The organism is Thiomicrospira sp. ALE5 (assembly GCF_900112445.1).
Classification (GTDB): Bacteria; Pseudomonadota; Gammaproteobacteria; order Thiomicrospirales; family Thiomicrospiraceae; genus Thiomicrospira.
On the sequence record NZ_FOYY01000004.1, the window covers coordinates 326927 to 348100 of the forward strand.

The window sequence follows — 21174 nt, forward strand, 5'->3', positions numbered from 1 at the left end:
CATTTTTAAATGAACACCCTCCTAAACTTATTACTACATGCAGCTAAATAATAAAAGTTCTCAATTGCTATAAACTCACACTCTTTTACGGTAACATTTGCATCAGATTTAACGAATCATAATGCGTGTCTAGCTGGAACAAACTCATGAATCCAACCCATCGTGCCAAGGCAGCCAAACGAATTACCTTAATAGCGGCTTTTGTAGACGGCATAATTGGCTTTGCAAAAATCATCACTGGTGCACTTGTTAGTTCCGCGGCCTTAATTGCTGACGGCATTCACTCCCTCTCCGACTTACTCACCGATGGCTTTGTTTATGTAGCAACGCATTACGGCAGTCAACACCCAGACCACGACCATCCTTATGGACACGGCCGCATTGAAACGCTTGCGACCTTATTCTTAGCGAGCATCTTAATTGTGGTTGCAGCCGCAATCGCACTAGCCAGTATTCATCGTCTGGTCAGTGCCACCGAGATCCCACCACCGGGATACTGGGCCATGGCTGTTGCTGCCATTGCACTCGTCGCCAAGGAATGGCTTTATCACATCACCATGCGTGTTGCCAAACGAATAAATTCTAAACTTCTTGAAGCCAATGCTTGGCACTCTCGTACTGATGTATTTTCAACGGCTATTGTTTTAATCGCTTTGGTAGGGTCACAATTCGGATACGGTTGGCTGGATACCCTTGCCGCCATCATCGTAGGCATCATGATTGGCAAAATTGGTATCAGCTTATTGTGGGATGCCAGCAAGGAGTTGGTCGATACCGCACTACCCGAAAAGACACAACAAAAAATGCGCCGTACTGCGGCACACGTACCGGGTGTATTAGGTGTGCATGACCTTAGAACACGCCAAGCGGCTGGACGAACCATGGTCGATGTGCATATTGTCGTCTCACCTCGAATTAGCATTTCCGAAGGCCATGAAATTGGTAATGAAGCCAGTCGACGCCTACGTAAGCAGTTTCCTGAAATCACCGACCTTACCTTTCATATCGATCCGGAAGATGATGCGGGCTTGGGCGATCCAAGCCTACAACCAGGCCTGCCTCTTCGCCCCGAAATTGAAAGACTCCTTAAGATTCACTGGGAAAATCTTGCCATCAAGCCCTGGATCCTCGACTTCGACATTCATTATCTTTCAGGACAGGTCAACCTGGTTGTGCATGTAAATGAACACGCACCTTTTGACAATCAAACTATCCTAACCTCATTGCAAGACGCTGTTCGATTTATCGAATGGATCGCATCGGTAGAGATACTAAAACGCATTGATATGCCGTTATCTTAGCGTTATCTATACGTTATCTTGAGAATTTCGGCCTTACAAAGCCAATCTGAACGACATTCATAAGTAATTGAAATTAAAGGGATTTAAATGGTGGGCCCCCCCGGGCTCGAACCGGGGACCTAACGATTATGAGTCGTGTGCTCTAACCAACTGAGCTAGGGGCCCTGAAAGGAAGTGTGGATTATACCTTCATTATGCTTGATGCAAAAACGAAGGCGTATTATAGCGGCTTTATCTTGAAATACCAACGATCTCGTTGAAATACCAACGATCTCGCAATTAATCCAGGAAACTGCGCAACCGTTCGGCACGACTTGGATGGCGTAACTTACGCAGTGCTTTTGCTTCTATTTGGCGGATACGTTCACGGGTTACATCAAACTGCTTACCCACTTCTTCAAGCGTGTGATCGGTATTCATACCCAAACCAAAACGCATCCGCAATACTTTTGCCTCTCGTGGGGTTAAGGTACTTAACATTTCCCGAACAGTCTCACCCATACCTTCTTGATCAGCCGAATCTGAGGGCGATAAGATGTTAGAATCCTCAATAAAATCACCTAAAGAAGAATCCTCATCATCACCTATCGGTGTCTCCATCGAAATGGGTTCTTTGGCAATTTTCATCACCTTACGGATTTTATCTTCTGGCATTTCCATTTCTTCAGCCAGCTCTTCCGGGGTCGGTTCGCGCCCCATTTTTTGCAATAACTGACGCTGGATACGATTAAGTTTATTAATGGTTTCAATCATGTGCACTGGAATACGAATAGTCCGCGCTTGGTCAGCGATTGAACGGGTAATTGCTTGACGAATCCACCAGGTTGCATAGGTCGAGAACTTATAACCACGACGGTATTCGAACTTATCAACGGCTTTCATCAAGCCAATATTACCTTCTTGAATCAGATCAAGGAACTGCAAGCCGCGGTTAGTATATTTTTTGGCAATCGAGATAACCAATCGCAAATTAGCTTCAATCATTTCTCGCTTGGCAGCACGTGCCTGGCTTTCAGATTTACTCAAGTCTTTATAGACTTTTTTATAATAACTGATGGACATTTTTTCTGATTTCTCAATCAAGGCTAAGCGCTTTTGCGCGCGCTTCACATCCTGACGCACCTCTTCAAGCAACGCCGCTTTATCTGGATAATCTGCCAATAGCATATCCATCAACTCAGCATTCGTCTCATTATTAACAAACAATTCGACAAAGGCTTTGCGCGGTATTTTTACTTTACGTACAACGGCATTAACAATAATGCGCTCTTGCTCACGAATCTGCGCGATTTTTAATTTAATCCCTCGAATAACGCCATTGGTGAAAATCGGCACCAACTTAACTGTGCGCAAATGATCTACCACCAGCTGACGCTTTTTCTTAGCCTTTGGATCACTAGAGCCATGTGTATCTTCAGCTTTAATCGCATCACGGTGTAATTTTTCTAGATCAGCTAAGAACGCATCAATCAACGCCTGATCAATCGTATCGTCTTTTGGTTCAGAGTTATTATCCGAGTCAGCACTTAGGTCTTCAACCTCAACCTCTTCTAGGTCATTTGGGTCAATAAAACCCTGGATAACGTCAGCCAGTTTACCTTCGCCATCATCCATTCTTTGAAAGGCTTTGAGGATCTTCTCTGCACACATTGGGTATTTTGACAAGGAATCCAACATGTCACGAATATTGGATTCAATGCGTTTAGCGATGTCAATTTCACCTTTTCGAGTGAGCAACTCAACAGATCCCATTTCGCGCATGTACATCCGGACTGGATCCGTAGTACGACCAAATTCCGAGTCAACTTCGGCAAGCGCCAAGATAGCAGCTTCAGCAGCAGCCTCATCAAATGCGCCCCCCTCTTTGGTGATCAACTCATCTTCTTCTGGCGCTGTTTCAAATAACGGAATCCCAAAGTCACCCAAGATAGTCAACACTTGGCTTAATTGATCTTCTTCAATATCGTCTGGCAAAACGTCATTAACATCGGCGTAGGTTAAGTAGCCTAAGTCCTTCGCTCTCTCGATAAGATCAATTAATTGCTGCTTTCTCTCTAATTTTGTCATGTTTGCCTCAAAATAACGATAAAAGGGGTCGACCCTAGCCAATCAACACAGCTATTCCCTTACGCCCAAAAAATAACCGATAATTATACCAAAAAGACCTAGCCATTGCTTATGCAAACATAAAGCAGGGTCATTGTTTTTAACCTAACCATAAATAAACGACTACATAAACCTATTTTTACGGTCCGTTAGAAAAGCCTGCAAATCTTCAATTGTTTCACCTTGGTGCACCTTTTGACGCAATAGCACCACCTCCAACTCATCAGCTAAACGAATCGCCATATCTTGAAACATGGTTTTTACTTCTGCTTCTGCATCTGGCAAGGGTTGCCTCTGAATGTAATCAAGTTGCTGCGCATAGTCGTGATTAAACTTTTCAAAAGCATCATTTTGCTGATCGGCTGGTAATTGATAGCACGCTAACAAGGCTAATAACATCCTGGCGTCTTGTTGATTAGACACCGGTAACAAAGGGGTTAATAACAACGCCAGCTGCGCTGCCCACTCCGGCCTATCTAGCAAAATACGCACCAAAAACCTTGCCAAGGACATCTTCGGTTTAACAAGTTTTTTTTGCCCAGCTTGGGCATGAAAGCGGTCCTGTTTAGCAGAATCGTCCCGCTTAGCTGCATGCATAGGTTTTAGGCCTAATTGGCGCTCCAGACGCCAAACCGGCAGCCCGACCTGGCTTGCTAAGAGTTCAATCAAAAAATACTGATAAAGCGCTGTTGCGCGCAAAATATAAGGCTGAGCCAAAGCCACTAACTGCTGGCGACCTTCCGGATAATCCACGGAAACACTCAGCTTATTAAGTAAATGCTGTACAAAAAAATCAGATAGTGGCAAAGCCTGGGCAACCTGCTGTCGAAAACCCTGCTCGCCCAGTTTGCGTACGGCTGAATCAGGATCCTCACCCTCATCTAAAAACAAAAATTTGACTGACCGTTGCCCACCTATTTGCGGCAATACTAATTCCAACGCTTTCCATGCCGCGGCTAAACCAGCCTTATCGCCATCAAAGCAAAACACCAACTCATCAACCTGCCGAAATAATAACTGACAGTGGGATTCCGTAATAGCCGTGCCAAGGGTTGCCACGGCATTATTAACGCCATGCTGTGCCAAAGCCACCACATCCATATAACCCTCAACCACGATTAAATAGTCGGACTGATCACGGCTTTGTCGCCACTCATAAAGCCCATACAAGGTATCACTTTTATGAAAAATTGGGCTTTCAGGCGAGTTAAGGTATTTGGGTTGATCCTCCGAACGCAACACACGCCCACCAAATGCAATAACTTGCCCTTTACCGTTACGAATAGGAAACATAATACGGTGCCGAAAACGATCATAGCTATTACCAGGCTGCTTCTCTACTAACAATCCTAACTCTATAAGCTGCTTAGATACGCGACTGTTCGCTTGCAAGCCTTTTATGAGTGACGCCCAACCAGGAGGCGCAAAGCCAATGATAAAACGCTTGGCAACTTCCGGTGTTAAACCACGTTGACGTAAATAGGTTTTTGCTTGCGCGGAATCACTATGATCACGAAGCTGTCGACGATAAAACTTAGCCACATCATGTGAAATATCATATAGATCACGTTCGCGTTCAACTCGCTGCTGCTGTACTTTTTGCTCAGCCCTGGACATTTTTTTTCGCGGTACCGTCATGCCCACTTGCTGTGCCAGCACTTCAACCGCTTCAACAAATGTTAAACCGTCATGCTCGACTAGGAAGGTTATTGCATCTCCGTGTGCCCCACAACCAAAACAATGATAAAACTGCTTATTCGGATTAACGTTAAAGGAAGGCGTTTTTTCTTGATGGAACGGACAACAGGCCTTGTAGGTCGCACCCGCTTTTTTAAGTGGCACACGTGCGTTAACAACATCAACTAAATTGACGCGGGCCAGTAACTGGTCAATAAAATCACGCGGGATAACCCCTTGAATTTGCATTGACAGCCTCTTTTGCTCTTAATAACAAAAAAACCTGCACAAAGCAGGTTTAGCGCGTTAAACAGCGTAAGTTACGTCTATCCGAGTTTAGCTTTAATTTGCTTACTCACACTTGCCATGTCAGCACGACCTTGCATCAAGGGCTTTAGAACAGCCATCACCTTGCCCATGTCCTGCATTCCACTTGGTTCAACTTCACTGAATGCCTGCTCAATCATAGCTGCAACCTCATTATCTGAAAGCGGCTGCGGCATAAACTCTTGAATGACAGCTAGCTCGGATGCTTCGTTTTCTACCAAATCTGCACGTCCAGCTACTTCAAACTGCGCGATAGACTCTTTACGTTGCTTCGAAGCCTTATCGAGCACAGCAAGTATTTGCTCATCATTCAAGGTGGTTTGCTGATCAACTTCTTGCTGTTTGATCGCTGCAAGTAGTGTTCTAACCACTAACAAGCGTGACTTCTCGCCCGCTTTCATGCAACGCTTCATTTCTGCGGTCAACTTGGCCTTGTAGTCCATATTTAAAATGGACGTCCATTTAGACGGCGACGTTCACGAGATAAACGCTTAGCAAGACGTTTAACAGCGGCTGCTTTCATACGCTTTTTAGCCCAAGTCGGCTTCTCATAATATTCACGCTTACGTGATTCAGTCAACACACCCGCTTTTTCACAAGCGCGCTTAAAACGACGTAGTGCCACGTCAAAAGGTTCTGTATCTCTAACTTTTACAATTGGCATAAAGCTTCTTCTTTAAATTAAATAGGAAAATTCTGGGTACTTGACTCAGTGCGGTCAATATTAAAGTGCAAGATTATAATTTTGCCCAAGCCTATTTGCAAATATTTTTGTTAAAATCTAGCCAAATTTATTCACTCAGCAAACAAACCCATTAAACAACCTTGGTTTGAAAGGATCACCCATGACGCGCTCTTTAACTGTTCTTGGCATAGAAAGCTCCTGTGATGAATCTGCCGTTGCGATATATGACACGCAAGCAGGCCTGCTAGGTCATCACTTATTTAGCCAAGTTGAGCTTCATCAAGTTTACGGCGGCGTTGTGCCCGAACTGGCTTCACGTGACCATATTCGTAAAATCATCCCGCTGGTCAAACAACTACTTAACGAGGTGACCCAGAAACAAAACCAAGCTGTCAAAATTGATGCTATCGCCTACACACAGGGACCAGGTCTTATGGGAGCCCTATTGTCCGGTTCTGCCATTGCAGCCAGTTTAGCCTATGCCTGGAATGTTCCTGCTCTGGGTGTTCACCATATGGAAGGCCACCTATTAGCGCCCATGCTCGAACCAAACCCACCCGCCTTTCCATTTATTGCGCTACTTGTTTCAGGCGGGCACAGCCAAATTATTCGCGTTGATAATATCGGTCAGTACGAATTACTTGGCGATACGCTTGACGATGCCGCCGGCGAAGCCTTCGACAAAACCGCTAAAATGCTAGGCCTAGGTTACCCGGGCGGTCCGATTGTATCGAAGCTGGCACTCAGCGGCGACCCTGACCGCTATCATTTCCCGCGTCCGATGCTAGATCGCCCAGGTTTAGATATGAGCTTTAGCGGCCTAAAAACCTTTAGCCTTAACACCTGGCAAAACGCAGTTAAACAAGGGGATGATAACGATCAAACACGTGCAGATATCTGCCGCGCCTTTGAACTGGCGGTTGCAGACACCCTCACCGTAAAATGCAAACGCGCCCTCATTGCAACAGGCATGAATCGATTGGTGGTATCGGGTGGCGTCAGCGCAAATCGCGCTATCCGTGCCAGCCTAACCGAACTCATGGCACAACGTGGTGGCGAAGCCTTCTTTCCCCGACTCGAGTTTTGTACCGATAACGCAGCGATGATTGCCTTTGCCGGTGCCATGCGCTTGCAAGCTGGTCAACAGAACCCATCACTCAATTTTTCAGCTAAAGCACGCTGGCCGCTTGATCAGCTTGAATCACCTATGCCAACTAGGGCGAACGCTTAAAGGTTTCTTCACCACGAATTAAACGACCAATATTACTGCGATGACGCCAGAATAATAACAAGGTCATCGCAAGGGTTAGCCACACCCAACTCAGCTCACCAGTTAAAAAGTAAAGATAAACCGGAGCAAGCAGACTGGCAATCAGCGCGGACAGCGACGAAATTTTTAAACCCTTGGCGATAAACAACCAGGTTGCCGCCACCAGCAGGCCTGCCCAAAAATGCAGCGCAAGCATCACTCCAATAAAGGTGGCGACACCCTTGCCACCTTTAAACTGGAAAAAAACCGGGTACAAATGCCCCAAAAATGCGGCCACCCCAACCAAGATCACCCACAAAGGTTCAAAGCCTAACGCATGGGCTAGCAGTACGGGCACCACACCTTTTAGCATATCACCGGCAAGCGTTATTCCTGCGGCACGCTTACCTTTTTCACCCCCAATACGTAATACATTCGTTGCACCCGGATTGCCCGACCCCGCTTCTCGTGGATCACCCAACCCCATGATGCGACACACAATAATGGCGCTTGAAACCGAGCCTAATAAATAAGCTGCCACCAATAGCAAGCCAAAAATTACTTCCACAACGCCTCCGATATTCGATAAACTGCGAGCTATTATAGCTTTTTAATGAAAAATTTATTAAACATGAACAGGTCATCACCGCCTTCAGATTACATCTTTATCGATAACCTTCGCATCAACACCCTAATAGGCATCCATGCTTGGGAACAGGTGCAACCCCAACCTTTGGTGTTCAGCTTAAAGCTCTATTGTGACTTTACGCCGGTTTTTAATTCGGCCCAACTAGAGGATTCGATTGATTACGCAGCCGTCGCCAGCGCCATCGAACAGCACTGCCAAACTAAAGCGCATCGACTGATTGAAACGCTGGCGCACGATATTCTTACCCATCTGCTGAGCGACTTTCCGTTAATCCAAGGCATCGAACTTACCCTTGCTAAACCTCATGCGGTGGCCGCTAGTCAACAAGTTGGCTTACAGGTCACCCGTTGGCGCAATTAAATTTAAATGAAATCAACTATGAACGGACTTCCCACACCCGATAGCGATGCGCTCGCTTTAAGCAACGAATTGACCCAGTACATTCGTCGCCGAATTCAACGACACGGCAATCCGTCTTTTGCCAATTTTATGCAGATGGCTCTGTATACGCCATCACTGGGTTACTATGCTAACGGCTTACCCAAAATCGGAGCCGGTGGCGACTTTACCACCGCACCGGAAATAAGCCCGCTCTTCTCAAAATGCCTCGCCAACCAGGCCTGGCAAGTTTTAAATCAAATGGACGATGGGCATATTCTAGAGTTTGGTGCGGGACGAGGCACCATGGCTAAAGACATCCTACTCCACCTCGCCAACCATGCCGACCAATTTAACCACTACTACATACTAGAAGTCAGTGCCGCACTAAGAGCGCAGCAAACAGAGACACTTAGCAGCCTGCCAGCAAAGCTGCGTAATAAAGTCATCTGGCTTGACCAACTTCCTAAACAACCCTTTAATGGCGTTATCTTGGCAAATGAGGTACTCGATGCCATGCCTTTTGAACGCATTCGGCTTGAACCTGATCAGCAACTCCAAGCCTCTGTAACCTGGGATGATGCGCAACAACAATTTAGCTGGGCCTATCAACCCATCATTGATCACAAACTGCAAAAAATCGCTAATCGTTTACAGCAGGCGATTGGTGAACCACCGGTCCGTGGCTATCATGCTGAAATTAATCTTAATATACAGCCTTGGTTAATGAGCCTTGACAAGCTGCTTAACCAAGGAATGCTATTATTGGTAGATTATGGTTATCCACGTAAAGAGCTTTGGCAGTCCGCTCGCTATATGGGTACACTTCGTTGTCACTATCAACAACGCGCCCACAATAACCCGTTTTGGCACCCCGGCCTGCAAGATATCACCGCCCATGTTGACTTTACGGCGGTGGCGGAAGCGGCTTATGCAGCTAATTTCAAAGTGGCTGGCTATACCACTCAAGCCCACTTTTTAATGAGTACCGGGTTATTGGAGTTTAGCTTGCTGCAAGATCAAGACGTCGTCGCTCAACTGCAACTTTCGCAACAAATCAAACGCCTGACTCTACCCGATGAAATGGGTGAAAGCTTTAAAGTCATGGCCTTAAGCAAACATTTTGATACCCCACTAATGGGTTTTCAACAGCGAGATTTACGCCATCAGCTCTAAGCAAATGCTATGATTATGCAAATTTAAACCCACTAATTTAGTAAGACACCCCCTATGGATATTTTTCACGCTATTGTTCTCGGTATTATTGAAGGTCTCACCGAGTTTTTACCGATTTCATCGACCGGCCACCTAATTGTCGCCGCCGAACTCATGGGCTTAAACCAAGACGACCACAATACGGCCTTTAAAATTATTATCCAATTAGCGGCGATTTTGGCGGTATTTGCCACCTATGCCGAACGCTTTCATCCCAGCCAGTATCGGCTATGGATCAAGGTATTTATTGCGTTTCTACCCATCGCCTCGATAGGGTTTTTATTTGCCGATTCGATTGAAGCCCTGTTTAATGTCGCCACGGTCGCCTGGATGTTTATTATCGGTGGGGTGATCTTTTTAGTAGTCGAGCATTTTTACAAAGAAAGCCAGCATACCGTGCGCAATCTCGATCAACTGACCTATAAACAAACCCTATGGGTTGGTTTTGCACAAATTTTTGCGCTGATCCCCGGCACCAGTCGCGCCGGTGCGACCATTATTGGCGGCATGCTAACCGGGCTAGATCGCAAAACCTCGGCAGAGTTTTCTTTCTTACTGGCGCTGCCAGTGCTAACGGCTACGTCCGGCTATTCCCTGCTGAAACACTATGATGCCTTTGCACAAACCAGCTTCACGCCTTTAATAGTTGGGTTCATTGTTTCTTTTCTGGTCGCTTGGCTATCGATTAAATTATTTTTAAAATTTTTACAACACTTCACCTTTCGTGCCTTCGGTATCTACCGTATTCTGCTTGGGAGCGCGTTATTGATTTGGTTTGTGTAGCGCGTCATGACAAGCTTGACAAACCAAATTATCCCTTTTATAGTTTGCACAGTTTTTCAACCAATGGAGATCCTTTAGTGGACAGTAGTTCTGGTGACAGTTGTTGCTTACAACCTATTTTAAATAATCCCGCTTAGGTCTCGCATCCTGTTAGTTTGCTTGTCACCTGTGCGGTACAAGCAAATCAAATCATCGTCTTCCGACAATCATTGTTTTGCTCAAAATTAAAATACAACGCCATGAAAGGGTATGTGTAGCTTTAGGCTAATTATTTAACCTAAATCTGCCTGACTTTTTGAGTTTCGTACACCTATTGTTAAATTACAATTCGGTGCGATGGCGTATGTGCATAGCCTACCCAAGCCTGCTTACTGCAAGCAGGCTTGGGTATATGTAACCATGTAAAACACTTAATCGACAATACGCCACTAAAGTCTCCCAAAACCATGGAGACCGTGTTATGAAAACACGTTTCAAGCTAAAAAAACTTACCCTAGCAACGCTGCTTGCTGCTCCAATCACGGCTTTTGCTGGTTCACCGATGAACGTCGATGATGCGGGCATCTTAGACCACAAATCTTGCCATGTTGAAGCTTGGGTAGATAACTATTCTAAAGCGAATGAAATTTGGGTTGCACCGGCTTGTAACTTTAATGGTCATTGGGAACTGGGCTTTGCGCTAGGACGCGCTAACTTTGATGATGCAGACGACTTCAACCTGTACGGCCTGAATGCCAAAACTATGCTTACCGAACAAGACGGTTGGGCGGTCGCACTGAGCCTGGGCGTGGTCTTTGCCGACAAAATTGAACAGGATCAAGCCGTTTATACATTAGTCGCGCCGATTACATTCAATCTTTTAAATGACCAGTTGGATTTACACCTAAATGTTGGACTCAGCCGTGACCAAATTCAAGAAAAAGACTTTGCGCTTTGGGGTATAGGTACGGAATACCATTTCACCGATTCTGTGCGCGGTTATGTTGAAGCTTTTGGCAATACTGAAAGCGGTGATCTTGAAGAGCGCGGTTATCAGTTCGGTGCAGCCTTTAATGTCACCGACAAATGGCAACTGGATATCAGCTATGGCGACAGCTTAAAAGACGCTAATAATGAAACCAATTATGTCCGCTTAGGTTTTGTCTATGAAACCGCAAGCTGGTTGAAATAAATAGGAGACAAGAATTGTCCACCCCTCCTCCTGAAACCAAGCCAAGGCACTGATCACGCAACAACATAATGTTATCCAGTGCCTTGGCAAAAATAAACAAGATACTGGAGAACACTATGGTCCGCGAAGAACTTTTTTATCAAATTAATGACCTTATTCAAGCTGGCGACGATAAAGCGCTTGCCCGTCTAGTGCGCAATACCCCGAGCACTGATCTCGCTGAAATGATGGACAATGCGAAAGCCGAGTTTAACCTTGGCTTGTTACGTAAACTACCTAGCGCACCTCGCGCCGTATTATTTAGTCACTTTTCGCCGAGTCTGCAAGACCTATTGCTTCACTATATGGAGCTTGAAGAAATAGCCGAACTATTTACCCATATGCCATCTGATGACCGGGTTGATATTTACAACCGGATGCCTGACGGCCGCCGCGTTCAAGTGATGCAAGGCATGGCTAAAAAGGAAAGAGAGGACATCTTAAAAATGGCCTCCTACGCCGAAGGAACAACCGGCTCCATCACCACCAGCGACTATGTTTCAGTCCCTGCTGGTATTAGTGTCCGCGATGCGTTGCAACGCGTTCGTGCCCAAGCACCTAATAAAGAGACTATTTACACTATTTATGTGGTTAACCCCAATCGCCAATTGGAAGGCGCCCTTTCATTGCGTGATCTCATAATGGCAGACGAGAGTGCCGCGATTGAAAATATTATGAAGACAGAGGTCGTCTACGCCAAAGCAGAATGGCCATGCGAACAAACGGCTAATTTAATTAGCCGCTATGACCTACTCGCGATTCCGGTGACTAACGGCGGCAATAAATTAATTGGCATTGTGACCGTTGACGATGCGATGGATGTCAGCGAAGAAGAAGCGACTGAGGACTTCCACAAAGGTGGCGGTACGATGGCGTTAAAAAACATTTCCATGAAGGAAGCGACCGTCGGCTTGCTTTACAAAAAGCGCGTATTTTGGCTGGTGCTATTAGTATTTGGCAATATTTTTTCCGGGGCGGGTATTGCTCATTTTGAAGACGCCATTTTAGCTTATGTGGCCTTGGTATTCTTCTTGCCGCTACTTATTGACAGTGGCGGTAACGCCGGCGCCCAGTCTTCAACCTTGATGGTTCGCGCACTAGCAACCGGTGATGTCATACTTAAAGACTGGTTCTCGATGCTAGGACGTGAGTTTAGTGTTGCACTGCTACTGGGATTATCAATGGGACTTGCGGTAGCCACATTAGGTATTTTCCGTGGTGGTTATGAAATTGCCTTGGTGGTATCCATGTCAATGGTAGCGATTGTTATTGTAGGTAGTGTGATTGGCATGAGTTTGCCGTTTATTTTGTCACGTTTTAAGCTCGACCCGGCGGCGGCATCAGCACCCTTAATTACTACCATTGCCGATGGCGTGGGTGTGATCATCTTCTTCTCAATCGCAGTGATGATGCTCGATATGCCAACTGATGTTTAATTTATAACCTTAAGACAAATTGACCACCAGGCCTGGTGGTCAGTATTTAACAAAGGGGATGGCGTTTTGACAGCGCCGTCCCTTTTGTCAAATACCTGTCATATAAACGCTCGATAATAATAAATAAGGAGTGCCAACATGATTAAAGCTTACGAATACCTTGATCTCATGCTGTTTGCTAGCACCTTAGTTAGCCTAAGCACGGCTTTCGTATTGGGCAGCATTATTGGCTATGAACGCCAAGTTCGCCAACGTACTGCCGGCTTACGTACCAACATTCTCGTCGCGGTTGGTGCAGCTCTTTTTGTCGATATGGCCGCACGGTTGCACGGCATTTATGGTGGTAACCATGGAGCCGTTCATGTCATTGCTTATGTTGTGTCCGGCATTGGCTTTTTGGGTGCGGTCGGTGCAGCAGCGGGGGCCGGGTTAATTTTAGAAGCCTGCTTAGGTGCACTGTTTGTGCTTTCAGCCAATACGGTGATGCGCCCGATAGTGAACCACATTAACCGCCAACCTTTGGATACACTTGACACAGAAGTAACCAGCACATTAGTGGTAATCGCGCCCAAAGAACGCCAAAATGAAGCCTATGATCTAATGGAAATTGTACTTGAAAAAGCTAACTACCCCTTCCAGGATGTCGAAATTAATGCCTTTGGTGAACATGAAGTTGAAATTGAAGCCAAGCTGGTGTCTCAGTCGATTGATGGCGACGACTTTGATAAGGTCATTGATCGTCTAAAGCGCTCACCTTTTACCACCCAAGTATTCTGGTCTGCAAGTACGTCTGAGTAATTAATCTGTTGGGTTTGATAAGGTCCTAAATTTTTGTCTGTTATACTTTGCGTATAAATCAAAAATTTTAATTTAATAAAGGGCACCTATGACCTACCCTTGGGATTATGATCCGGACTACAACAAACAGTCCCTTTTCATAGATCGACTTAACGATCTCAATACACTTTTGGCGGAACGCAAATTCGATGCGGTTCGCCAGTGCATTACCGAAATCGAAGTTCAAGACACGGCAGAACTGCTTGAGGGCATGCCTAAACAAACCAAAGCGTTATTTTTTCGCACCCTGCCACGTAAAACCGCTACTGAAGTTTTTGCCTACCTTAACCAAGACCTTAAAGAAGACTTAATTAATAATTTAAGTGATGAGGACGCGCTTCACCTTGTTAAAAACATGGAGCCGGATGACCGTGCCGCCTTCCTTGACGAGCTACCAGCGGAGATAGTACAAGAATTAACTGCTCGCTTGCCTCGCGACAAGCTGCTCGAAGTTAAACTACTGTTAGGTTATCCTACTGAAAGTGTCGGGCGTCTAATGCGACCTGACTATGTGGCAATTAAACAAAACTGGACCGTTCAGCAGGCACTCAGCTACCTTAGAACCATCCGCAAGGATAATGGGCGCTTAAGTACATTATTTGTGTTGGATGATGACAACAGGCTGGCGGACTCCATTCATATTCGTGAATTGGCATTAGCAGTTGACCAGAACACCCCTGTTGCAGAATTAATGGATAATCGTGTCATATACATACACGCGCGAGAAGATCAAGAGAAAGCCGTTGAAACAATGCAGCACTATGACTTGAACTCCTTACCCGTAGTTGATGGTGATCAAGTTTTAGTCGGTGTGGTCACCATTGATGACATTCTCGACATCGCCGAAGCCGAAACTACCGAAGACTTCCATAAAATGGGCTCGGTCGGCGTAATAAACTTTAATATTAGCGAAGCTAGCCCCGTATTGCTCTATCGCAAACGTATTGGCTGGTTATTACTATTAGTGTTTGTCAATGTTTTTGCCGGTCTGGCTATTGCCACATTTGAAGACACCATTGCCGCCGTCGTGGCGCTCGTGTTCTTTTTACCGCTGATTATCGGCAGCTCCGGTAACGCTGGCTCACAAGCCTCCACCTTGATGGTACGGTCATTGGCCACAGGGGATGTTGCTTTGCGAGACTGGGGACGCTTAATTATAAAAGAAGTCAGTGTTGCAGCGGCACTGGGTATCACAATGGGTATTGCCATAGCTTCAATTGGCTATTGGCGTGGCGGCTGGGATTTAGCCGCAGTCGTTGCGCTATCGATGGTTGCCGTAGTTATTGTCGGCAGTTTGATGGGTATGAGTTTGCCATTTTTACTTTCCAAGCTCAAAATTGACCCAGCTACAGCCAGCGCACCATTAATTACGTCGATGGCCGATATTGTTGGAATTCTTATTTACTTCAGTATCGCGGTGGCCATATTACCCACTAGCCCGCCTGTTTAATTAGGCAAGTAGCGGATTAATCACCCCGGGGCAACGGCAGCGGCTTACCAAACAAGTAGCCCTGAAAAGCAGTCGCGCCAGCTTGTTGTGCAGCCGTAAACTGGGAGGGGGTTTCAATCCCCTCCATCACTAACTGGTAACCTGCTTCTCGAATCATCTTAGCAGTTGCTTGAACAATCCCTCTAGTTTTTTCATCCAACTCCAGCGCTCTAGTGAGCGTCATATCAAACTTAACAATGTCAACAGGCATGTTAGCAAGATACCGAATTGAAGAATAACCACTTCCGAAGTCATCCAGCGCGACCAAAAAGCCAATCTCACGCAATGCATTAAGCTTTAAAGTCACCAACTCCATGTTTTGCACCAAACTAGTTTCAGTGATCTCAACAATAATTTTGTAATCTTGGGTAAAGCTTGCTAACTCAGCTAATTCTCTTTCCAAGTTCAACTGCAGCAATGAGTGGGGTGATAGATTGAAAGATAGCCCAAGACCTTTGTTAACTAGACCATCAACAAAAAGTTGAGTCACAGCTTTAATAACCTGTTTATCTAGGTCAACATCCAAATGACGGTGATTAACAACATTAAAAATATCACCCGGAAATATGAGCACACCGTCCTTGCGGATTCTAATTAACGCCTCAAAATAGTGGATGCGTTCATCAAGGTCAACAACAGGCTGCACATGCATTTCAATACCCTCACCTGTTTGCAACGCATGAACAATCACTCCAATCTGTTTATTAGACATTAAGGTATGTGCAGCTGATAACTCATCAGCCACAAAAAGCTGTACTTTGTCGTGTAACGAGTGTTTTGCTTGGTACAGGGCAATATCAGCATTTTTTAACAAGTGCTGCAGGGTTTGAACTTGGGCGCTAATACTCAAACCCACACTAAAACTGACTCGTTCTTGAATACCAAGCTCTTTAAAAGGCTGCCTATTTAAGGTTTCAAGTAATGTAGCCGCCATTGACTTCAAACTTTCTGCCGTATCAATATTTAAAATGGCCGCAAATTCATCCCCGCCCATTCTAAAAATAGTAGCATGATCAGGCAAGGTATCTGTCATGGTTTGCGCGGCCATTTGGATCACTCGATCGCCCACTTCTAAACCATAGGTATCATTAATTGCTTTAAAGTAATCACAATCAACAAGTATAAAACCCACCGTGCGGTTATTTGAATGGCTCGATTCGGCCAGCTCTTGCATTAACTCGTCAAACGCAAACCTATTCAACAAGCCTGATAAGGCATCAATACGGGTCTGTTTCGAGTAATAATTGTGCTGATCTCTTAGCTCTTGCTTAGTAATATGCAGAGCTTGGTTATATTTAAATAACGATTCTTGCAATTGTTCAAACTCTGCCACCAAATAATGCCTGTTGGGGCGAATCATGGCATTGGGGCGTTTTTTTAACTCCGCCAAATATTGCGTTAAATGAAAAAGGGGGTTAATGAGGCTAAATCTAAAAAATGCTACAAATAGAATGGCTACTACAACGGCATATACCAAGACATAAAAAATAAAATCTTGTATTAACGCCCAAAGTAAATTATCGACAGGACTTGTTATCGTTTGATAGGTTAAATACTCGCCTGGACTGGCTAGGACGTAATTAGAAGCGACTAAATCACCTTCGACAACTGATGCCGGATGCAATGAAGCCTTGTCAATGTATTGGAATTGCTGACGCTGCTGCAGCCATTTCATAAAGTTGAAACTTAATCCAATATAACCACTGACCTCAGAACCGTTTCTTTGCATAACAGGTAAAAAAATACGCAAGTGAATATCATCACGATCAAACTGAAACACAGACATTGGGTCGGCAATTTGCTCGGCAAGATAAGGCGAAACAGGATCATTAGGGCCTTTCATAAACAGCAATGAACCTTTCGCTGAATACAACTCAAAATCATTGAAATAGTTGCGCCAATAAGGTGAGTTCGTTACGCGCTGATTGCGCCAGAAAAAATAATAACGAGATTGATTCAATTGCTGATGAACTTCATCCCATTCGGCCATCGCCGCTGCGTTGGTTCGTGCTTGCTCTACAAACTGTGATAAATATTGCCTGACTTCATGTTCTGACAACAACTCGATTTGCTCAGTGGTTTGTGTTTTAATGCTTTGGGCACTTGAATACAGATAGCCAAACATCAACAAATAGACACCCAATGAGACGGACAAAAAAACCAACATATGCCATTTTGCTTTTATATTTTTCGGCAGCCTGACATTAATCATCTGCTTTTACTCCACGGGATAGATCATCCTGAAAAGATTGAATAATAATGGCAATGTTTTCTTGCAAATCGAACTCGTGTAAACTCGAAAAAAAATGATTAGCGCCCTCTATTGTTATCACCTTGGCACCAGTATTGTCGAGCGCCTCTAGCCAACCTGGGTCAATTTTGTGCAAAATCTCATCACCAGATCCCATAACAATGCTTACCGGCACACTCGCAATTTTCAAATAAGACAAGGTTTGTTCTCTGGTCAGCTGCTTATATGACAGGTAGCTTTCAGGTGTAGCAAAATAGTCTTGATCACAGTACATCAGGCTAAATTTTGACGGAATAGGATTACCGCTGACTAAACTATGCCGAGCCACGCGAAGATCAGCTGATCGGGTACCTATATCTTCACCTGCAAAGTAAAACATACTGGTTAAGATTAATTTGCCCACGGCGGAATGCGGTTCAGTGGCATGGCTGTAGGTAAGATACTGACTGCCACTTGAGTGGCCGAGTAAGATAATGTTCTGATAGCCCTGCTGCGTCAACCAGTCAATCCACAAATTAATTTCATTGCGATGATCTTCAAGGGTATGGGTATGTAAACTATCGCAATTACGGGAACTTTGTCTTGCATTGATACCGTAACTAAGATTGGGTGCTAGGCCTGCAACGCCTAAATCGTTTAAGCCGCTCAGCAGACTCTGCACGGTATGAAAGTCATTGTTGGTTAAAAAACCGTGCAGCACTAACACCGCTAAGGTTTTGTCATCGGGTTCTGCGGCCACATAGTGCGCTTGCAATAAAAAACCTAGCTCAGACTCTAGCGTAACTGTTTTAGCTACCACCTTAGAACCCATAAGTAACGCAATAACCAGCACAAAAAACTGCAGTGATCTAATAAACATCTTTTCCACCTACCACCCTTGCAGAAGATTAAATCCCGCAGGGATGGACAAAAATAATTTATACAACCATAAAGAACGCAATGTTCAAAAAATTCAATTAAAAATACCCATTAATATTAACAGTCCTGATAATCAGCTGCATAAAAAATCACCCTATTTAATTGTTAAATGATGCTTTTCAGTTCAAAATACAGTTCAATAAAAACACATACGATTAAAGGACGATACTCAATGGCAGATTGGAGCGCAGGCTACGCCGCAGATGTTGACTACACATTCGGTTATTTTAAAGAACTCAATCCATTACAAATTCGCTTAGCGCTTTTGGATGCTGGCGTTGCGCCGCCCGAGCAGCTCAATGCCTGCGAACTAGGCTTTGGGCAAGGTGTCAGTATCAATATTCACGCCGCCGCTAGCAAAACGCGTTGGTTTGGTACTGACTTTAGCCCAACTCAAGCCGGCTTTGCACAAGATATGAGCCTAGCCTGCGACAACCAGGCCTGCTTATACGACCAATCTTTTGCCGAGTTTGCTCAACGTGATGATTTACCCGAGTTTGATTTTATAGCTTTGCATGGTATTTGGGCCTGGGTGTCCGATGAAAACCGCAAAATATTGGTCGATTTTATTGGCCGCAAACTCAAACTAGGCGGTGTGCTCTATATCAGTTATAACACCCCTAATGGTTGGGCGACCATGATGCCTATTCGCCATCTACTTAACCAATATGCCCACACTATGACGGTTAGCGGTGACAACTCAGTTAATAAAATTGGCCAGGCCTTCGAATTTGTTGACCAACTCCTTGCTACTAATCCCGCTTACTTACAAGCCAACCCACAATTGCGTAAAACCTTTGATTTGGTCAAATCTCAAAATGCACAGTATTTGGCTCATGAGTATTTCAGTGATGATTGGACACCAATGCATTTTTCAGACATGCATAGTTGGTTAAGTCCGATTAAGTTGGACTATGTCTGCTCGGCTAATACCCTCGATCAGGTCAATGCGATTAATATTACCGAAGCTGAAGAAGCAATGATTGCGGACCAAACTAATCCGTTATTTCGTGAAACCGTGCGCGATATTTGCATGAACCAACAATTTCGCAAGGACCTGTGGATTAAAGGCCCGAAACGCTTAGATAAATTTGAGCAGATGGAAGCCCTATTTGGCCTGCAGCTGGTACTGACAGAATTGCGTGACGAAGTTGAGCTGAGTGTCAATGGTATGCTTGGGCCAGTAAAACTCAAAACTGAAACCTATGGCCCGATTTTAGATTTCTTTGCTGATTATCAGCCTAAAAAACTCGGTGAGCTGCTGCAAGCAATGCAACCACTAGGCATTGGCATGGATAAAGTGATGCAAGCCATGATGATTTTAACCGGCAAACAAACGCTACAGCTGGCCCAATCGCCCGAAGAGGTTGCTCAGGCAAAGCCTAAAACGGACAGACTCAATTTATTCTTATTAAAAAAAGCGCGCGGACGTGACGATATTACCCTGCTGGCTAGTCCAGTAACTGGAGGGGGCATTGATATCCAAGGCTACGAAATGCTATTTTTACTTGCCATGCGCTTTGGACACCACAGCCCTGAGGCCATTGCTCCGTTCGCTTGGGGTTTGCTCAAACAGCGCGGTATAAGGCTGCATCGTGATGGCCAATGGCTTGAGACAGATGCTGAAAATTTGGCTGAACTTACTAACCAAATCGTATTTTTCTTGGACGAACCCTTAAAACTCTACCAAGCATTAGGCATAGCTTAACTTAAACAAATACAAGCTTTTTGACTACTACTATTCAGGTTCGTGATTCTCAAGGGTAAGCGTATGATGCGGTTTTAACCAAAACGTTTGCCCTTTAGCTTGAACCTGTACTTGGTCATAATCCATATCTAAAACCCGAATACCGTCTCGTTCACTATGGCGGGTAAGGTACTGCCCGTTAACTCTTACACGCATTTGACCGTCAGTACCCATAACAACAGATTCAATTTGAATCACCAAAGGCTGGCTCATTTCAACATCCAATTGCTTTGCAAAACCCGCCATACTCGATAGTGACAATGACACTGCAATCACCGCCACTGTAACAGAACCCGCCCAATTTACAGGTTTGCTATCCATAACATGCTCCTCCAAAGTATCTTTATGATTTATTTGATTGATGCTTCTTCGAGTCATCATCTTGCCATTCACCTTCAATCACTTCTGATGAAGAGGTATTGTGTTGATCTGATACAGGGCCCTCCTGATGAACGCGATGATACTTAATATGCCCAGTAGCCGGGTCGCGAGACTGCCACTCGGCATCGACGGTATAGTGATATTGCTGGGAAGCATAGCGCTTGGCGCCGCGCAGCAACCAAAACTCGGCGACTTTTGCTCTAATTGGCGGAATAAGCAATAACAAACCCATCACATCGGTGACCAGGCCTGGTAAAAATAAAATAATACCACCAATAAAAATTAACGCACCCTCTAGAGCCGCTTGCTGAGGCATTTGACCTTGCGCCATTTGTCGCTGCGCTTGCTGTACTAGCTGCACGCCTTGATACTTCATTAAAATACCACCCAATGCCGCCGTCGCAATAATCAACAAAATTGTTGGTAACGCACCAATTGCACTGCCAACTTCAAGCAGAATATACAACTCCATTAACGGAGTAACAATAAACACTAAAAATAAATACAGAAACATATCACCTACTTTTATAAAAAT

At 44.9% G+C, this 21174-nt stretch carries 19 protein-coding genes and 1 tRNA gene; 10 read left to right on the plus strand and 10 right to left on the minus strand.

Annotated elements, in window-relative coordinates; all coding sequences use genetic code 11:
* Nucleotides 1–146 precede the first annotated feature (146 nt).
* Nucleotides 147–1301: a cation diffusion facilitator family transporter gene (locus BM293_RS08345; RefSeq protein WP_093448358.1), complete on the plus strand. Its 1155-nt coding sequence runs from the start codon at nt 147–149 to the stop codon at nt 1299–1301.
* An 88-nt stretch (nt 1302–1389) separates the two neighbouring features.
* Here the strand turns inward: BM293_RS08345 and BM293_RS08350 are convergent.
* The 5 genes from BM293_RS08350 to rpsU all read right to left on the minus strand — a co-directional run bounded on the left by BM293_RS08350 (nt 1390) and on the right by rpsU (nt 6075).
* Nucleotides 1390–1466 (minus strand) — tRNA-Ile (locus BM293_RS08350).
* A gap of 114 nt (nt 1467–1580) precedes the next feature.
* Nucleotides 1581–3368 carry an RNA polymerase sigma factor RpoD gene (gene rpoD, locus BM293_RS08355; protein WP_093448359.1) on the minus strand — a complete coding sequence of 596 codons (1788 nt, stop codon included), beginning with the start codon at nt 3366–3368 and terminating at the stop codon, nt 1581–1583.
* A gap of 162 nt (nt 3369–3530) precedes the next feature.
* A complete protein-coding gene (gene dnaG / locus BM293_RS08360; RefSeq protein ID WP_093448361.1) occupies nt 3531–5333 on the minus strand; it encodes a DNA primase in 1803 nt (600 codons plus the stop codon).
* 77 nt (nt 5334–5410) lie between these two features.
* Nucleotides 5411–5854 carry a GatB/YqeY domain-containing protein gene (locus BM293_RS08365; RefSeq protein WP_093448363.1) on the minus strand — a complete coding sequence of 148 codons (444 nt, stop codon included), beginning with the start codon at nt 5852–5854 and terminating at the stop codon, nt 5411–5413.
* A gap of 2 nt (nt 5855–5856) precedes the next feature.
* Nucleotides 5857–6075, minus strand: coding sequence for a 30S ribosomal protein S21 (gene rpsU, locus BM293_RS08370; RefSeq protein ID WP_006460960.1), 219 nt, complete (start codon nt 6073–6075; stop codon nt 5857–5859).
* Nucleotides 6076–6256: 181 nt separating this feature from the next.
* Between rpsU and tsaD the strand changes: the two genes are divergently transcribed.
* Nucleotides 6257–7327 (plus strand): tRNA (adenosine(37)-N6)-threonylcarbamoyltransferase complex transferase subunit TsaD, encoded by a 1071-nt coding sequence (gene tsaD / locus BM293_RS08375; protein WP_093448365.1) that lies wholly within the window; start codon nt 6257–6259, stop codon nt 7325–7327.
* Here the strand turns inward: tsaD and plsY are convergent.
* Nucleotides 7311–7913: a glycerol-3-phosphate 1-O-acyltransferase PlsY gene (plsY, locus tag BM293_RS08380; RefSeq protein WP_093448406.1), complete on the minus strand. Its 603-nt coding sequence runs from the start codon at nt 7911–7913 to the stop codon at nt 7311–7313. The genes tsaD and plsY overlap by 17 nt on opposite strands.
* 63 nt (nt 7914–7976) lie before the next feature.
* On the opposite strand from plsY, the gene folB reads away from it, so the two are divergent.
* The 7 genes from folB (at nt 7977) to mgtE (BM293_RS08415) (ending at nt 15303) form a co-directional block, all read left to right on the plus strand.
* Nucleotides 7977–8354: a dihydroneopterin aldolase gene (gene folB, locus BM293_RS08385; protein WP_093448554.1), complete on the plus strand. Its 378-nt coding sequence runs from the start codon at nt 7977–7979 to the stop codon at nt 8352–8354.
* 18 nt (nt 8355–8372) lie between these two features.
* Entirely contained in the window at nt 8373–9548 is a 1176-nt protein-coding gene (locus tag BM293_RS08390; protein ID WP_093448408.1) for a class I SAM-dependent methyltransferase, read from the plus strand.
* A gap of 54 nt (nt 9549–9602) precedes the next feature.
* Nucleotides 9603–10370 carry an undecaprenyl-diphosphate phosphatase gene (locus BM293_RS08395; protein ID WP_093448410.1) on the plus strand — a complete coding sequence of 256 codons (768 nt, stop codon included), beginning with the start codon at nt 9603–9605 and terminating at the stop codon, nt 10368–10370.
* 460 nt (nt 10371–10830) lie between these two features.
* Nucleotides 10831–11541, plus strand: a complete 711-nt coding sequence (locus tag BM293_RS08400) for a hypothetical protein (RefSeq protein ID WP_093448412.1) — start codon at nt 10831–10833, stop codon at nt 11539–11541.
* A gap of 116 nt (nt 11542–11657) precedes the next feature.
* Complete coding sequence (gene mgtE / locus BM293_RS08405) at nt 11658–13016, plus strand: magnesium transporter (RefSeq protein ID WP_093448414.1); 1359 nt, start codon at nt 11658–11660, stop codon at nt 13014–13016.
* A 138-nt stretch (nt 13017–13154) separates the two neighbouring features.
* Nucleotides 13155–13814: an MgtC/SapB family protein gene (locus BM293_RS08410; protein ID WP_200770624.1), complete on the plus strand. Its 660-nt coding sequence runs from the start codon at nt 13155–13157 to the stop codon at nt 13812–13814.
* A gap of 88 nt (nt 13815–13902) precedes the next feature.
* Nucleotides 13903–15303, plus strand: a complete 1401-nt coding sequence (gene mgtE, locus BM293_RS08415; RefSeq protein WP_093448416.1) for a magnesium transporter — start codon at nt 13903–13905, stop codon at nt 15301–15303.
* Nucleotides 15304–15319: 16 nt separating this feature from the next.
* On the opposite strand, the gene BM293_RS08420 is transcribed toward mgtE (BM293_RS08415), so the two are convergent.
* Entirely contained in the window at nt 15320–17497 is a 2178-nt protein-coding gene (locus BM293_RS08420; protein ID WP_234968953.1) for a bifunctional diguanylate cyclase/phosphodiesterase, read from the minus strand.
* Between the two features lie 49 nt (nt 17498–17546).
* Complete coding sequence (locus BM293_RS08425; RefSeq protein WP_093448420.1) at nt 17547–18452, minus strand: alpha/beta hydrolase; 906 nt, start codon at nt 18450–18452, stop codon at nt 17547–17549.
* A gap of 231 nt (nt 18453–18683) precedes the next feature.
* Here BM293_RS08425 and BM293_RS08430 point away from each other — a divergent pair, with 231 nt between their 5' ends.
* Entirely contained in the window at nt 18684–20219 is a 1536-nt protein-coding gene (locus BM293_RS08430) for a class I SAM-dependent methyltransferase (protein WP_093448422.1), read from the plus strand.
* A 30-nt stretch (nt 20220–20249) separates the two neighbouring features.
* On the opposite strand, the gene BM293_RS10375 is transcribed toward BM293_RS08430, so the two are convergent.
* The gene (locus BM293_RS10375) at nt 20250–20579 is read right to left on the minus strand and encodes a hypothetical protein (protein ID WP_234968954.1); all 330 of its coding nucleotides are present in this window, start codon (nt 20577–20579) and stop codon (nt 20250–20252) included.
* Between the two features lie 22 nt (nt 20580–20601).
* On the minus strand, nt 20602–21153 hold the full coding sequence (locus BM293_RS08440; protein ID WP_093448424.1) for an FxsA family protein: 552 nt from the start codon (nt 21151–21153) through the stop codon (nt 20602–20604).
* Nucleotides 21154–21174 lie beyond the last annotated feature (21 nt).

Coding starts and splice junctions, on each gene's coding strand:
- BM293_RS08345 (WP_093448358.1), top strand. CDS start 147: ATGAATCCAACCCATCGTGCCAAGGCAGCCAAACGAATTACCTTAATA.
- rpoD (WP_093448359.1), bottom strand. CDS start 3,368: ATGACAAAATTAGAGAGAAAGCAGCAATTAATTGATCTTATCGAGAGA.
- dnaG (WP_093448361.1), bottom strand. CDS start 5,333: ATGCAAATTCAAGGGGTTATCCCGCGTGATTTTATTGACCAGTTACTG.
- BM293_RS08365 (WP_093448363.1), bottom strand. CDS start 5,854: ATGGACTACAAGGCCAAGTTGACCGCAGAAATGAAGCGTTGCATGAAA.
- rpsU (WP_006460960.1), bottom strand. CDS start 6,075: ATGCCAATTGTAAAAGTTAGAGATACAGAACCTTTTGACGTGGCACTA.
- tsaD (WP_093448365.1), top strand. CDS start 6,257: ATGACGCGCTCTTTAACTGTTCTTGGCATAGAAAGCTCCTGTGATGAA.
- folB (WP_093448554.1), top strand. CDS start 7,977: ATGAACAGGTCATCACCGCCTTCAGATTACATCTTTATCGATAACCTT.
- BM293_RS08390 (WP_093448408.1), top strand. CDS start 8,373: ATGAACGGACTTCCCACACCCGATAGCGATGCGCTCGCTTTAAGCAAC.
- BM293_RS08395 (WP_093448410.1), top strand. CDS start 9,603: ATGGATATTTTTCACGCTATTGTTCTCGGTATTATTGAAGGTCTCACC.
- BM293_RS08400 (WP_093448412.1), top strand. CDS start 10,831: ATGAAAACACGTTTCAAGCTAAAAAAACTTACCCTAGCAACGCTGCTT.
- mgtE (WP_093448414.1), top strand. CDS start 11,658: ATGGTCCGCGAAGAACTTTTTTATCAAATTAATGACCTTATTCAAGCT.
- BM293_RS08410 (WP_200770624.1), top strand. CDS start 13,155: ATGATTAAAGCTTACGAATACCTTGATCTCATGCTGTTTGCTAGCACC.
- mgtE (WP_093448416.1), top strand. CDS start 13,903: ATGACCTACCCTTGGGATTATGATCCGGACTACAACAAACAGTCCCTT.
- BM293_RS08425 (WP_093448420.1), bottom strand. CDS start 18,452: ATGTTTATTAGATCACTGCAGTTTTTTGTGCTGGTTATTGCGTTACTT.
- BM293_RS08430 (WP_093448422.1), top strand. CDS start 18,684: ATGGCAGATTGGAGCGCAGGCTACGCCGCAGATGTTGACTACACATTC.
- BM293_RS10375 (WP_234968954.1), bottom strand. CDS start 20,579: ATGGATAGCAAACCTGTAAATTGGGCGGGTTCTGTTACAGTGGCGGTG.
- BM293_RS08440 (WP_093448424.1), bottom strand. CDS start 21,153: ATGTTTCTGTATTTATTTTTAGTGTTTATTGTTACTCCGTTAATGGAG.